Source organism: Microbacterium thalassium (genome assembly GCF_014208045.1).
GTDB classification, from domain to species: domain Bacteria; phylum Actinomycetota; class Actinomycetes; order Actinomycetales; family Microbacteriaceae; genus Microbacterium; species Microbacterium thalassium.
The window spans coordinates 1,097,935-1,112,046 of sequence record NZ_JACHML010000001.1 but is presented as its reverse complement, the minus strand read 5'-3'; the positions used below and the strand labels follow the sequence as shown (position 1 = coordinate 1,112,046).

General features: G+C 71.4%; 13 protein-coding genes. 6 read left to right on the top strand and 7 right to left on the bottom strand.

All coding sequences use genetic code 11. From position 1 onward, the window contains the following. Positions 1-16 precede the first annotated feature (16 nt). The 4 genes from HD594_RS05225 to HD594_RS05210 all read right to left on the bottom strand — a co-directional run bounded on the left by HD594_RS05225 (position 17) and on the right by HD594_RS05210 (position 5,881). The gene (locus HD594_RS05225; protein ID WP_184749943.1) at positions 17-475 is read right to left on the bottom strand and encodes a DUF3237 domain-containing protein; all 459 of its coding nucleotides are present in this window, start codon (positions 473-475) and stop codon (positions 17-19) included. Continuing rightward, positions 472-2,148 carry a CocE/NonD family hydrolase gene (locus tag HD594_RS05220; RefSeq protein WP_184749942.1) on the bottom strand — a complete coding sequence of 559 codons (1,677 nt, stop codon included), beginning with the start codon at positions 2,146-2,148 and terminating at the stop codon, positions 472-474. Before HD594_RS05220 ends, HD594_RS05225 begins: the two co-directional genes overlap by 4 nt. Before the next feature lie 215 nt (positions 2,149-2,363). Next, complete coding sequence (locus tag HD594_RS05215; protein ID WP_184749941.1) at positions 2,364-4,709, bottom strand: glycoside hydrolase family 3 N-terminal domain-containing protein; 2,346 nt, start codon at positions 4,707-4,709, stop codon at positions 2,364-2,366. Positions 4,710-4,762: 53 nt separating this feature from the next. Continuing rightward, positions 4,763-5,881 carry an ROK family protein gene (locus HD594_RS05210; RefSeq protein WP_271171311.1) on the bottom strand — a complete coding sequence of 373 codons (1,119 nt, stop codon included), beginning with the start codon at positions 5,879-5,881 and terminating at the stop codon, positions 4,763-4,765. 52 nt (positions 5,882-5,933) lie between these two features. Here HD594_RS05210 and xylA point away from each other — a divergent pair, with 52 nt between their 5' ends. From xylA to HD594_RS05190, 4 genes are all read left to right on the top strand, one after another. Then, on the top strand, positions 5,934-7,124 hold the full coding sequence (xylA, locus tag HD594_RS05205) for a xylose isomerase (RefSeq protein WP_184749939.1): 1,191 nt from the start codon (positions 5,934-5,936) through the stop codon (positions 7,122-7,124). A gap of 162 nt (positions 7,125-7,286) precedes the next feature. Then, the gene (xylB, locus tag HD594_RS05200) at positions 7,287-8,594 is read left to right on the top strand and encodes a xylulokinase (RefSeq protein WP_184749938.1); all 1,308 of its coding nucleotides are present in this window, start codon (positions 7,287-7,289) and stop codon (positions 8,592-8,594) included. Positions 8,595-8,636: 42 nt separating this feature from the next. After that, positions 8,637-9,629 (top strand): formylglycine-generating enzyme family protein, encoded by a 993-nt coding sequence (locus HD594_RS05195; protein WP_184749937.1) that lies wholly within the window; start codon positions 8,637-8,639, stop codon positions 9,627-9,629. Between the two features lie 32 nt (positions 9,630-9,661). Next, complete coding sequence (locus HD594_RS05190; RefSeq protein WP_184749936.1) at positions 9,662-10,492, top strand: class I SAM-dependent methyltransferase; 831 nt, start codon at positions 9,662-9,664, stop codon at positions 10,490-10,492. Positions 10,493-10,511: 19 nt separating this feature from the next. Here the strand turns inward: HD594_RS05190 and HD594_RS05185 are convergent, their stop codons facing one another. Next, entirely contained in the window at positions 10,512-10,955 is a 444-nt protein-coding gene (locus HD594_RS05185; RefSeq protein WP_184749935.1) for a HEPN domain-containing protein, read from the bottom strand. Then, positions 10,945-11,541 carry an ArsR family transcriptional regulator gene (locus tag HD594_RS05180; RefSeq protein ID WP_184749934.1) on the bottom strand — a complete coding sequence of 199 codons (597 nt, stop codon included), beginning with the start codon at positions 11,539-11,541 and terminating at the stop codon, positions 10,945-10,947. Before HD594_RS05180 ends, HD594_RS05185 begins: the two co-directional genes overlap by 11 nt. 111 nt (positions 11,542-11,652) lie before the next feature. On the opposite strand from HD594_RS05180, the gene HD594_RS05175 reads away from it, so the two are divergent. Continuing rightward, entirely contained in the window at positions 11,653-12,114 is a 462-nt protein-coding gene (locus tag HD594_RS05175) for a hypothetical protein (RefSeq protein ID WP_246413865.1), read from the top strand. 32 nt (positions 12,115-12,146) lie between these two features. Here HD594_RS05175 and HD594_RS05170 read toward each other — a convergent pair whose 3' ends face one another. Beyond that, complete coding sequence (locus HD594_RS05170; RefSeq protein ID WP_184749933.1) at positions 12,147-13,382, bottom strand: family 1 glycosylhydrolase; 1,236 nt, start codon at positions 13,380-13,382, stop codon at positions 12,147-12,149. Positions 13,383-13,494: 112 nt separating this feature from the next. Between HD594_RS05170 and HD594_RS05165 the strand changes: the two genes are divergently transcribed. Next, positions 13,495-14,085, top strand: a complete 591-nt coding sequence (locus HD594_RS05165; RefSeq protein WP_184749932.1) for a TetR/AcrR family transcriptional regulator — start codon at positions 13,495-13,497, stop codon at positions 14,083-14,085. Positions 14,086-14,112 lie beyond the last annotated feature (27 nt).

The following is a 14,112-nucleotide window of genomic DNA, read 5'->3' as shown; positions in this document are numbered from 1 at the left end:
GCGCGGGCATCGTCCGTCACGTCACCCGGTACGCGACGTAGCGCACGCGGTTCGCCTCGCGGATGTATGAGGCGATGTACACCGAGCGCTCGAGCTCGGGCCGCGACGCGCACTCGAGGGTGAGGGCGGCACGGAAGTAGTACGCCGCGGGATCGACGTCCTCGCCGCGGAGCAGGGACTCCAGCACCGCCGGGTCGCCGCTGCGCACACCCGCGGCTCGGATGTAGAGCAGCGTCCCGTCGGTCGCACGGGCGCTGTAGCGCCCGTCGATCTCGATGCTCCCGTCCGCGCGCACGGTCTGCCAGTCCGCGCCGCCCGCGAGGATCTCGCCCTCGAACGCGCCGCTGATCGACCCGCCGACGACCGGGATGATGCGCCGATGCCCGGCGCGGGTCATCCCGTGGTCCTCGAGAGCGCCGAGGTCGGCGATCACCTCGAACGCCGGCTCGAGCGCGGGGACCGGAGGCGACGTCATCGTGACCACACCGGCAGGGAGATGCGCGTGCCCGCGGCACCGCCGTGGGCGAGCTCCTGGTGCGCGACGACGGTGCGGACGGCGTCGAACGCGGGCTCGCCGGTGCCGGGGTTCCGTGCGTAGCGCGGGTGCGCGCCCGAGCTGATCTGGACGCCCACCCGGTGCCCGGCGGCGAACCGGTGGAACGTCGGCCACAGCGACACCGCCACCTCGCGGAAGCCGTCGGCATCGGGCACGGGGTCGGTCTCGGCGGTGCCGACCGAGCCGATGCGGCGGATGCCGTCGCACACCGTCATCGACCGGCCGTCGGGGTGCACGTCGGTGATGCGCACGAACACGTCGAAGCTCTGGGCGCTCGAGCGGATCCGCACCGTCGCGACCGGTTCTCCCGCGACGTCCAGCGGCTCGGCGAGCGGGTCGGTGCGGAAGGCGACCACGTCGGTGCGCTTCTCGTGATCGGCGTTGTCGACGGGCTCGGTGTCGGGCAGCAGACTCGGACCGCCCAGGGCGGGCGTCGGGTCGTCGGGGTCGTACGTGTACGACGTGAGCCCGGTGGGTGCGACATCCGTGGCCATTCCTCCGCCGGCGACGAGGAACCAGTCCTGCGGCGCCGATCCCGGAGGCGGCCACTCGGCGAGGTCGAACCACCGCCCCGCGCCCGTCTCGTAGGCGCGGACCGGGGCCGTGCGATCCCACTCGTCGCCCAGGAACGTCTCGCGCAGGAAGGCCACCCCTTCGCGCAGAGCCACCGCCGACATGTCCGGTGACCGGTGACCCCATGGCCCGATCGTCAGACGCGGCGGGTTCCCCGCGTCGACGAGCTGCCGGTAGCTGCGCAGCTGCCAAGGCGTGAAGATGTCGTGCCAGCCGGCGATCATGAACACCGGCGAGGCGACCTCCGGCACGGAAGCGGTGTGCGACTGCTGCGTCCAGTACTCGTCGGCGAGGCTCTCGTGGCGGATCCACTCTTGGTACCAGCGGATGGGGTGACCCGTGGCAGCGGTGTCGCCCAGACTGAGCGGCAGCACGTCGAACGCCTTCTCGAGCCGACGGTCCGGCAGCACGAACGACAGCATCGCGAGCCCGCCGCGCTCCATGCCGTCGATCCCGCGACTCCACCCGAGCGCATTGCGCAGCGCCAAGGCGCCGTGGTCCCACGTGACGGCCCCGAAGTCGGGCATCGTCACCTGGAAGACGAGCGCCTCGGGCGCGTCTTCGGGATCCTCGCGAAGCATCCGTCCCGCCGCGGCCCATTCCGCGTAGCCCATGTAGCTCACGCCCGAGGTGGCCAGGCGCCCGGTGAACCACGGCTGCCGGCGCACCCAGCGATAGGTGGCGATGCCGTCGCGCTGCTCATCGACCTGCGGATGGAAGACCCCGCCGGAGCCGTGTGTGCCGCGGCACGTCTGGAAGAGGACCGTGAAGCCCTCGTAGACCAGGACGCGCGCCATGCTGCCGATCGGCCCGCGCCGGCCGTAGGGGCTGCGGATCACGATCGTGGGGAGCGACCCGTCCGCACCGACCGGCTGATACAGGTCGGCGAGCAGCTCGACCCCGTCATCCATCGGAACGCGGAGATCCTTCGTGACCTGCACCTCATACGGGCCGAGCCGCGCTCCGCCGTGGGCGCGTCGATCCATCGCGCGCGTGATCCGCTGACGCAGTGTGGGCATGCCGCCTCCTCGCGGTCCGCCTCGAGCCTACGGACCCTGCCATGGTGGCACCGGTCGACCCGTTGGGCTACGGGGACCGACGTGATCTCGGACAGCGCCTCGACGCGGCGCACGCGTGGGGCACCAGCAACGTGGTGACCGAAGATTCCGTCACCTGTGCTCCGTCGGCGTCCATGCCCTCACCCTGGAGGTTCTGCGTGGCGGGGCGCAGGGCCTCATCGGTCGGGCGACGAAGCGTACTCGACACGCGCCGGGGTGACGAGGACGGGTGCGGGGACCGCGCGCACCGCGCCGGTGAGCTCGATCCGGACCTGGTGGGCGGTGTCCTCGCTGGAGCGTCCGAGCGTCAGCACGATCCAGCCGGGTTCGACGATGCGCTGGAGGTCGACACCGGTGAACACGGTCCGTTCGGCGTCGACGAGGAACGTCACCCGCGCGCTCTCACCGGGTTCGAGGGATACGCGCCGGTACCCGATGAGGGCTCGCACCGGTCGCGTGACCTGCGCGACCTCGTCGGTGAGGTACAGCTGGACGACCTCATCACCGGGGCGGTCCCCGATGTTGGTGACCGTGACACCGACCTCGAACGCACCGTCTGTCGGAACCCGAGTCGCGGATGCGCGCGGCTCGGCGTACCGGAACGACGAGTACGACAGCCCGTGGCCGAACGGGAACAGCGGACTCGGGTCGAGGTTCGAGATGCCGTCGCTGAATCGTCCCAGGGGCGGGGTGAGATAGGTCCCCGGCTGCCCGCCGGGCGTGCGCGGGATGCCGACGGGCAGCCGGCCGGACGGGTTGACGTCGCCGGCCAGCACGCGTGCGATCGCACCGCCGCCCTCCTCGCCGGGCATGAAGGCCTGGACGATCGCCGCGCAGCGGTCGACGTACGCGCCGAGCGCGTAGGGGCGCCCCGAGACGACGACGAGCACCACCGGCGTGTCGGTGGCGAGGATCGCCTCGACGAGCTCGCCCTGGACGCCGGGCAGCGTCAGATCCTCTGCGTCGCAGCCTTCGCCGGAGGTGCCGCGGCCGAACAGACTCGCGAGGTCGCCGACAGTCACGATGGCGACATCCGCCTCTGTGGCGGCGGCGACCGCGGCCCCGATTCCGGAGCGGTCCGACTCCAGAATCGGCACACCGGGACGGTGGATGATCGTCGACGTGTCGAACGTCTCCTGAAGCGCGGCCGCGAGGGAGCGGACGGGCACGCCCGTGCCGTCGGCCGTGTAGCGAGCCAGCACGTGGATCGGGAACGAATAGCAGCCGAGGAACGTCCGCGGCTCGCCGGCGGACGGCCCCACGACGGCGATCCTGCGCGGTTCGCGCCCGAGCGGCAGGATGCCGCCGTTGGAGAGCACGGTGATGGACTTCTCGGCGATCTCGCGCGCGATCTCACGGTTCTCCGGGCGGTCGAGGTCGATTCCCATCCCATCGCCGGTCTCGGCCGGGACCGGCGACCACCCGGGGTCGAGAAGCCCCAGCGCCGCCTTCTGGGTGAGCACGCGCAGCGCGGCACGATCGACGTACGCCTCGTCGAGTGCGCCCGACTCGACCATCGGGACGAGCCTGCCGTAGGCGTCGGTCTCGGGCAGCTCGACGTCGATGCCCGCCGTCAGCGCGACCGCACCGGAGGCCGCCCGGTCAGCAGTCACGCGGTGCATCATGTCGAGGAACGCCACTGCGCCGTAGTCCGAGACGACGGTTCCCGCGAAGCCCCAGGTGTCCCGCAGCACCCTGGTGAGCAGCTGCGGCGAGGCGGCCGCGGGCAGTCCATCGATGTCGGAGTAGGAGTTCATGACCGAGCCCGCGCCGCCCTCGCGCACCGCGATCTCGAACGGCGTGAGGATGACGTCCGCGAACTCGCGGGGCCCGATGCCGACCGGAGCGTGGTTGCGCCCCGCCTTCGACGCGGGATAGCCCGCGAAGTGCTTGAGCGTCGCAATGATCCCGCTGGACTGCAGGCCCCTCACGTACGCCGCGCCGAGGGTGCCGACGAGGTACGGATCCTCGCCGATCGTCTCCTCCACGCGACCCCAGCGGTAGTCGCGCACCACGTCCATCAGCGGCGACAGACCCTGGTGGACGCCGACGACGCGCATGTCGCGCCCGATGGCCGCCGCCATCCGCCCGATCGCATCCGGGTCGAACGTCGCGCCCCAAGCGATCGCCGCGGGGAACACGCTCGCCCGGTACGCCGTGAACCCGGTGAGGCACTCCTCATGGGCGATGGCGGGGATGCCGAAGCGCGACGCGGCGACGATCTCGGACTGCATCCTCCGGAGCACGGCCATGCCCTCGGCCGGTTCGAGGGGCACGGTTCCGAAGACGCGCGTCAGCTGACCGAGGCCCTCGGTGACGGCGTCGGCGAAGGGCCGGCGTGCGAAGTCGAACGCGGACTCCATCGGCGCGACGTCTCCCGCGGCCTCGGGCTCCTCGGGGCGCGGCCAGTAGCTGCCCAGCTGCGCGAGCTTCTCCGAGAGCGTCATCTCCGACAGCAGCGCCGCGGCCCGCGTCTCGGGCGCCGCGATCGTGTCATGCCACGGCTTCGTGGTGGGCTTCATCCCGCTCCTCGTCATTCAGGTCGAGTCCGGCTGCGGCCGCTCTGCACGCGCTGTCATGCACTCAGCAGACGCTTCTCGAAGACGCGCTCCGCCGCCCCGACGAGCAGCCGGTCTTCACCGAGCGCCGCCACCCGGACCTCCACGTCCTCGGCGTTCGCCGACATGGCCTGCGACCGCACCTCACCGGTGAACGACGGCAGGTCGCGCGCCGCGAGGATCGCGAGGAATCCCCCCACGACGACAACCGAGGGATTGAGCACATTCACCGCGTTGGCGAGCGCGGTGGCGAGGATCCGGAGCTGCCGGTCGAGCTCGCCGTCCTCGATGCCGGTGAGGGCATCCGCGAGGTCGGCGTCGTCGGCGTGCGCCAGGTCGACGAGCGCGAGCAGCCGGGCACGCGTGACCTCGTCTTCGAGCACGCCGTCGGGCGTGCGGCGGTCGGCGGCGTCGACGATGCCGGGCCTGTTCTGCCCGAACTCCCCCGCATAACCGCTGCGACCGCGCACCAGCTGACCGCCGATGATCAGTCCGCCGCCGATGCCGCTGGCGCCACCGTTGAGATAGACGGCGTCTTCGACGCCGCGCGCCGCTCCGAAGAGGTGCTCGGCACGCGCACCGAGCGTCGCGTCGTTGTCGAGGTCTGCCGGCAGACCGGTGGCAGCCTCGACGAGGTCGCGCAGCGGGACGTCCCGCCAGCCGAGGTGCGGAGCGTCCCGCACGAGTCCGTCGCTCGCGCGTACGAGTCCCGGAACGGCGATCCCCACGCCGACGATGGTCGAATCCCGCAGGGCGTCCGACCCGGCGATCCACCGCGCGACGAGGTCGACGACGGCCCCCGGCGACGGCGCGGCCTCCTGCTCGATGCGCGCACGCGCACGCACGGAGCGATCGAGCCCGATCGCCGCGATCTCCACGGCGTCCACTTCGGGGTTGACGGCGATGGCGACGACATCGGCGGATGCGGCGACCACGGGCGAGGGCCGTCCGACGCGCCCCGCCTCGGGGGCGCGCTCCTGAACGAGTCCGGATTGCTGGAGCTCGGCGACGAGATCGCCGATCGTCGAGCGGTTCAGGCCCGTCGCAGCGGTGAGCGCGGCGCGGGACTGCGGACCGTCGACGTGGACGAGGCGCAGGACGCGGGCGAGGTTGCGCTGTCTGACACTTCCATCCACGCCCTCAGCATAGTATGTTGTTGTTCGCAACAAAACCGCGAAGGAGCGCGAAATGCCCACCCCCACCCCCGCCGACAAGTTCACATTCGGCCTCTGGACCATCGGCTACAACGGCACCGACCCGTTCGGTGGGCCCACCCGGAAGTCCCTCGACGTCGTCCACGCCGTGGAGAAGCTCGCCGAGCTCGGCGCCTACGGCCTGACCTTCCACGACGACGACCTCTTCGCCTTCGGCTCGACCGACGCCGAGCGTCAGACGCAGATCGACCGTCTGAAGGGCGCCCTCGCCGCCACCGGGCTGAAAGCCCCCATGGTCACCACCAACCTCTTCTCGGCCCCCGTCTTCAAGGACGGCGGCTTCACCTCGAACGACCGTCAGGTGCGCCGGTTCGCCCTGCGCAAGGTGCTGCGCAACCTGGACCTCGCCGCCGAGCTCGGCGCCGAGACGTTCGTCATGTGGGGCGGCCGCGAGGGCGCCGAGTACGACAGCGCGAAGGACGTCCGCGCGGCCCTCGAGCGCTACCGCGAGGCGGTGAACCTGCTCGGCGACTATGTCACCGACAAGGGCTACGGCATCCGCTTCGCGATCGAGCCGAAGCCGAACGAGCCGCGCGGCGACATCCTGCTCCCCACCGTCGGGCACGCGCTCGCGTTCATCGACTCGCTCGAGCGCCCCGAGCTCGTGGGCCTGAACCCCGAGGTCGGGCACGAGCAGATGGCGGGTCTGAACTTCGCCGCCGGCATCGCCCAGGCGCTGTACCACGGCAAGCTCTTCCACATCGACCTCAACGGCCAGCGCGGCATCAAGTACGACCAGGACCTGGTCTTCGGCCACGGCGACCTGCACAATGCCTTCGCGCTCGTCGACCTGCTCGAGAACGGCGGCCCGAACGGCGGACCGGCCTACACCGGCCCGCGCCACTTCGACTACAAGCCCAGCCGTACCGAGGACGAGACGGGCGTGTGGGACTCCGCTGCCGCGAACATGCGCACCTACCTGCTGCTCAAGGAGCGCGCCGCGGCCTTCCGCGCCGACCCCGAGGTGCAGCAGGCGCTCGAGGACGCGAAGGTGTTCGAGCTGTCGCAGCCGACCCTCGGCGACGGCGAGTCGTACGACGACCTGCTCGCCGACGCATCCGCGTACGAGGACTTCGACCCCTCGGTGTACCTCGGCGGCAAGGGCTTCGGCTTCGTGCGCCTGCAGCAGCTGGCCACCGAGCACCTGATGGGCGCGCGCGGCTGACACAGGCGCGCGCGGCCGGTCCAGGCGCGCGCCGCTGACACAGCATCCGTGTACCACTTCTGGTCGCCTGCGGCTTCGCCGGGCGACCAGAAGTGGGACACGATCACCCAGCACTCGCGGCTTCGGCCGGAGAAGAAGCCATCGAACCGATGAAGGAGCGACATGGCACTCGTGATGGGGGTCGACTCGTCGACGCAATCGTGCAAGGTCGTGGTGACGGATGCCGACACGGGCGCGATCGTGCGGCAGGGGCGCGCGGCGCACCCGGACGGCACCGCCGTCGATCCCGCGGCGTGGTGGACCGCGCTGCGAACGGCCGTCGCCGAAGCCGGCGGGCTTGACGACGTCGCCGCGTGGGCGATCGGCGGCCAGCAGCACGGCATGGTCGCGCTGGATGCCGACGGCCGCGTGATCCGCGATGCCCTGCTGTGGAACGACACCCGCTCGGCGGACGCGGCGGCAGACCTCATCGCCGAGTTCGGGGCCGAGGAGCTCGCCCGCCGCACCGGCCTCGTGCCCGTGGCGTCGTTCACCATCACCAAGCTGCGCTGGCTGCGCGACCACGAGCCCGAGAACGCGGCGCGCGTGGCCGCCGTCGCCCTCCCCCACGACTGGTTGACGTGGCGCCTGCGCGGCTTCGGCCCCGCCGGCGAGTCGCCGCGCGGCCCGGTGCTCGAGGAACTCGTGACGGACCGCTCGGATGCCTCGGGCACCGGCTACTGGGACCCCGCATCCGGCGGCTACGACCGCGAACTGCTCATCGCCGCGCTCGGCCAAGACGCGATCCTGCCGCGCGTGCTCGGCCCGACCGAATGGGTCGCCGATGCCGAGGGGCGCCGCGTGGGCGCGGGCGCGGGCGACAACGCCGGCGCCGCCCTGGGCCTCGGTGCGGGCCCCGGCGATGTCGTCGTCTCGATCGGCACAAGCGGCACGGTCTTCGCCGTCAGCGAGCAGCGCACGATCGATCCGACCGGCACGGTCGCCGGCTTCGCGGACGCCGACGGCCGCTTCCTGCCCCTGGTCGCCACCCTGAACGCCGCGCGCGTCCTGGACGCCATCGCCCGGCTTCTCGACGTCGACCACGACGAGCTCAGCAGGCTCGCGCTCGACGGGGAGCTCGGCGCTGGAGGGCTGACGCTCGTCCCCTATTTCGAAGGCGAGCGCACGCCGAATCTTCCCGACGCGACGGCGTCCCTCACGGGCATGACGCTCGCCTCGACGACACGGGAGAACCTCGCCCGCGCCGCCGTCGAGGGGATGCTGTCGGCCCTCGGCGCCGGGCTCGACGCCCTGCGCGGGCTCGGCGTGCCGCTGACCCGCGCACTGCTGATCGGCGGCGGCGCGCAGTCCGAAGCGGTGCGACGGATCGCGCCGCAGGTGCTTGGGATCCCCGTCGACGTACCGGCCCCCGCCGAGTACGTCGCGCTGGGCGCCGCCCGCCAGGCCGCCCGCATCGCCGCCGGCTCCTGATCACCACGTGCTCGATGCTGCGGATGCGGAGAGAATGGCAGGGTGAACGAGCAGGACGACGATCGAGACGGTGGCTGCGGAGCGGGATGCGGCTGCGGCACGCCCGGACGTGAGCAGTTCGTCTCGATCTCGCGTCCGTCGGACGCCCCCAGCACGGCGGGCGCGGGCGCGACGGATCGCCACACCATCGAGCAGGCGGTCATCCCGGCCGGCACGTTCGTCATGGGCGACTCCTCGGGCGACCGCAACGCCGGTGACGGCGAGGTCCCGCTGCACGAGGTGACGCTCGGCTCCTTCTCGATCGATGCCACGAGCGTCACGAACGACGACTTCGCGCGCTTCGTCGACGCGACCGGCTACGCCACCGAGGCCGAGACCTTCGGATTCTCGGCCGTCTTCCATCTGGCGCTCGCCGCGCCGGAGGAGGACATCCTGGGCCAGCCGCCCGGCACGCCCTGGTGGTTCGGCGTCAAGGGCGCCGACTGGCGGCATCCGGGCGGGCGCAACTCGTCGCTCGCCGGCCTCGGCGACCATCCCGTCGTCCATGTCTCGTGGAACGACGTCCAGGCCTACTGCGACTGGGCCGGCCGGCGCCTGCCCACCGAGGCCGAGTGGGAGTACGCCGCGCGTGGCGGCCTCGATCAGAAGAAGTACCCGTGGGGCGACGAAGAGCCGGATGCCGGCGGCACGTGGCGCGCCAACATCTGGCAAGGGGGCTTCCCCGGCACGAACACGCTCGAGGACGGCTACCTCACGACCGCCCCAGTGCGCACCTTCGAGCCCAACGGCTACGGACTGTGGCAGCCGATCGGCAACGTGTGGGAGTGGTGCGCGGACTGGTTCGATCCGAACTACTACCGCGCCTCGCCCGCAGCAAACCCCACGGGCCCGATCCGGGGCGGGTCGCGCATCCTGCGCGGCGGCAGCTACCTGTGCCACATCTCGTACTGCAACCGCTACCGCAACTCCGCCCGGTCGCAGAACACCCCCGATTCCTCGATGGGCAACGCCGGCTTCCGCACCGTCTCGCGCTGACCGGGCGGATCCCTCGCGGATAGGGTGGCGGGGTGCAGGAGTTCACCGACGCCAACCGTGCGAACTGGGACGAGCGCGCGGGACTCCACGCCGCGCGCAACGGCTCGGGCTACGACGTGGGTCGCTACATCCAGGATCCCGCGCTCCTCTCGGAGGTCGTGCGGTTCGACGTTCCGCGCCTGGGCGACATCGAGGGCACGCGCGCGGTGCATCTGCAGTGCCACATCGGCACCGACACCATCTCGCTCGCACGCCTGGGCGCGCGCGTCACGGGTCTCGACTTCTCATCGGTCGCCGTCGCCGAAGCCCGCGCGCTGGCCGCGGATGCCGGCGACGACGTGGACTTCGTCGAGTCCGACGTCTACGCGGCCGCCGATGTGCTCGAGCGCGGCACATTCGACCTCGTCTACACCGGCGTCGGCGCGCTGTGCTGGCTGCCGAGCGTGTCGCGCTGGGCGCGCGTCGTGGCCGAGCTGCTGGCTCCGGGCGGGCGGCTGTTCATCCGCGAGAGCCACCCGATCGTGTGGGCCGTCGACGAGCGCATCGAGGGCGACATCCATCTGCGCTTCCCGTACTTCGAGACGGCGGAGCCGCTGCCGTGGGACGAGGAGGAATCGTACGTCGAGGTCGATCGGCCGCTGACCGCGACCCGGACGTACTCGTGGAATCACGGCCTCGGCGAGATCGTGACCGCCGTGATGGATGCCGGCCTCACCCTCACGGGGCTGACGGAGCACGACAGCCTGCCGTGGCAGGCCTACCCCGGCCAGATGATCGAGCGTCCCGGCGGCGAATGGGCCCTCGACCGCCTGGCGGGCGTCATGCCGCTCAGCTACACCCTGCAGGCGGTCAAGCCGGGCTGAGCCGCCCCGGGCCGCGGGGTCAGGAGCCCACGTACCGCGCGCAGGCCGCGACGATCGCGTCGGCCGCATCGATCGCCTCGACGACGTCCTGCGGCGTCGCGGTCGGCCGCTCGTCGTCGGGGTACTCGGTGCTGTTGCGCACCTGGCGCATCCAGTCGAACTCGCCGAGCGCCTCATCCGCCACGAAGGCGGATGCCGCGACGGCGGTGTTCCGGTGCGCGCCGCCGATCGCCCGCACGCGCAGTCCATGAGAGGCCAGGACCGCGGCGAGCGCCTTGCGCGCACCGTCGTACGCCGCGGTGAACGCCATGGCGTGGTCGTCGGTGGCGGCGATCACCCGGGCGGTGCCGACGTGCTGCTCGGCTGCCCGCAGGACCCGCCGTGCGTGCTCGGGATTCACAGCGACGCGCTCGAGTCGTCGCCGCTGCAGCATCTCGCCGATGACGTCGGGTTCATCCGCCATGGACGGCACCCGTCATCACGTCGACGAACGGGCGGGAGCGCACCGTCCGCAGGAACGGCGGCGGCTCGGCGGCATCCCAGTCCTCCCGCGAGGCGCGCGTGATGTTCACCGGGACCGCGAGCTGATCGCTCGCCTCCCCCGCGATGGCGCTGAGCGTCCGGCGGGGGACGTCTCCGACGACCAGCACATCGACGTCGTTGGGGAACGGCCCGGCTTCGCCGCCGCGGCGGGCCGCCCACGACCCGTAGATGTACACATGCTCGGCGCCGTCGACGCCGTCGAACGCGGCGCGCAGGACTGGAACCGGCCCGTACGTCGCCGCGATGATCTCGCGCATCGGTGCGTAGAGCGGATGCTCGGGGTTCGCGCGCACGAGGCGATTGCGCCCCTCCATCCGGTCCTGCAGCACGGCCGCGTCGACGAGGCGCGTGACCTCGCGATGGACCACCGGCCCGCTCACCCCGGTCAGCCGGCCGAGTGCGGACAGCGTGAACTCCGCGTCGGGGTGGCCGAGCGTCTCGGCGAGCAGGGCCCCGACCGCATCGGAACGCACGAAGGGCGTCAGCTGCGATGGCAGAGTCTTCACAGAACAGGAATATACATTCCGCTTAAAGGAATGGTCAAGGGATCGCTCGCCTCCTCCCCAGCCGGAGCGGACCGCGCGTGCTCCACAGACGCCCATCCGGAAGACCCGACCTTGGCAGCCCGTGACAACCTCGACCCCGAGGGCGACAATGAGGGAGTGGACATGAACGACCCGCAGATCTGGACGCTCATCGGCGTGTTCGCCGCGGCGATCCTCGGCGGGTTCACGGTGGTCATCACGAGCCTGAGCCGGGTCATCCGCGCCGAGGTGGGCGGATTGCGTGCCGAGATCGGCGGCCTGCGCGGCGAAGTCGGCAGCGAGATCGGCGGCCTGCGCGGCGAGGTCGGCAGCGAGATCGGCGGCCTGCGCAGCGAGGTCGGCGCCCAGATCGGCGGCCTGCGGGCCGAGATGCTCGGCGAGATCGGCGGCCTGCGCGGCGAGATCGGCGGCCTGCGGGGCGAAGTCGCCGGGCTGCACGCCCGCTTCGACGGGCTCGAGAAGCGCATGGACCACCTCGACCGCGACGTCCAGGCGATCACCGATCGCCTGTGGCGCGGCGACCGCGGCGCGTAAGCACCGCGGCCGCCGCAGGGCGACGATCCGGGTCAGCTCCGCACGCTGGCCTGCGCTCGGACATACTCCGCGTACGCCCCCGCACTCGGCTTGGCGGTTCGCACCATCGCCTCGCGGTCGACCTCGAACAATCCAAGCTTGGGGCCGTACCCGAAGATCCACTCGAAGTTGTCCATGAGCGTCCAGTGGCAGTACCCCAGCACCGGCGTGCCCGACGCGATCTCGTCGGCGAGCAGGTCGAGGGCAGCCGGGATGAACGCGGCCCGCTGGGCGTCGTCGGGGCTCTGCAGGCCGTGCTCGGTGACGAAGACCGGCACCCCGGACTTCTCGTGCGCGTAGTGGACAGCGCCGGCGAGCGAGCCGGGCTCGATGACCGTGCCCATGCCGTTGCGCTCCCCTTCGGGGATGACCTCGCCGTCGGGGCCGTGGTAGGTGCGCTCGTAGTTCTGCACGCCGATGAAGTCATCGTCGCGCGCGACCTCGAGCCAGTGGTCGTAGACGCGCGCGCGTCGCTCATCGCGGCGATCCTCGCCGCCGGGGAGGGCGACCTCGTCGCTGATGGCGATCGAGACGCCGACCGACAGGTCGGCGCGCCGCGCCTTGATGGCGGCCTTCGCGGTGCGGTGCACCACCGTGAACGCATCCCGGAACTCCACCTGCGCGCTCGCGGGGATGACGTTCGCGGCGTAGTAGCTCTCGCTGCCGGCCGCCCGTGCGGCGGCCGCCAGCATGTCGAGCTTGATCTGCTCGACGTGCGGCGGGAGCTTGTCCTGCAGCAGCTGCTCGAGGTTCGGCTCGTTGAGCGTGACCCCGGCGGCGATCCGATCGCCGATACGCGCCATCACCCGATCGCACTGGTCGGCGAACAGCTGCGGGGCGTCTGCGGCCAGCCACGAGGCGGATGCGGCGAACCAGTGCGGAGCCGCGAAGTGGCTGAACGTCACGATCGGGGCGAGACCGCGTTCGAGGCATCCGTCCACGACCTGCTCATAGTGGTCGAGCGCCTCCTGAGAGACCTCACCCCGAGCGGGCTCGATGCGGGCCCACTCGACGGAGAAGCGGAAGGCATTCAGCCCGAGGCCCGCGACGCGGTCGAGGTCATCCGGCCACAGGTCGTAGGCGCGGCATGCGTCGCCGGACCGCTCCATGAACAGGCTCGGCTCGACGTTCTCGAGGAACCAGATGTCGCTGTCGGCGTTGCCGCCCTCGTTCTGGTGCCCGGCGACGGCGACTCCCCAGAGGAAGTCGTCGGGGAATGTGTTGGTCATGGCATCCGTCCTCGATCGTCTTCGAACGTGCCCCCTCCTGAGGACGGGGGACACGCTAGCACGAAAATATTGAGGCTTGCATATTTTCATCTGGGCGACATACGCTGAGGCGATGGCCGGACCCAGAGGCGAGTACCGCAAGAGCGCAGAGCGGCGCGAGCAGATCCTCGACGCAGCCTTCGCGGTGTTCGCGAAGAGCGGCTATTCCGCGAGCTCCGTCAACGAGATCGCCAAGGCCGTCGGCATGACGCAGACCGGTGTGCTCCACCACTTCTCGGGCGGAAAGATGGCGCTGCTGCGCGCGGTCCTCGAGCGCCGCGACGCGCGCGCCGAGCACAGCCTCGAAGACCTCCACGGCCGCGACTTCCTCGCCGGCCTCGTCGAGATCTCGCGCACGCAGGCTGACCAGCGCGGTGTCGTTCAGCTGTACTCGATCCTGGCCGCCGAGGCGACGGACCCCGAACACCCCGCGCGCCCGTACTTCGCCGAGCGCTTCCACCGCATCGCCGATGCCGTCACGGCCGCCTTCCAAGAAGTCGGCGCCGACGGCGGACTGCTCGAAGGGGTCTCTCCGCGCGCGGCCGCGCTGAGCACCCTCGCCATCATCGAGGGGCTGGGGCTCCTCTGGCTCGACGACCTCGACGTCGACATGGCCGAAGACAGCCGCCGCCACATCAACGGCTTCCTCGTCGACCCCATCTGATCCACCCGCACCCTCCCTGAGGACACC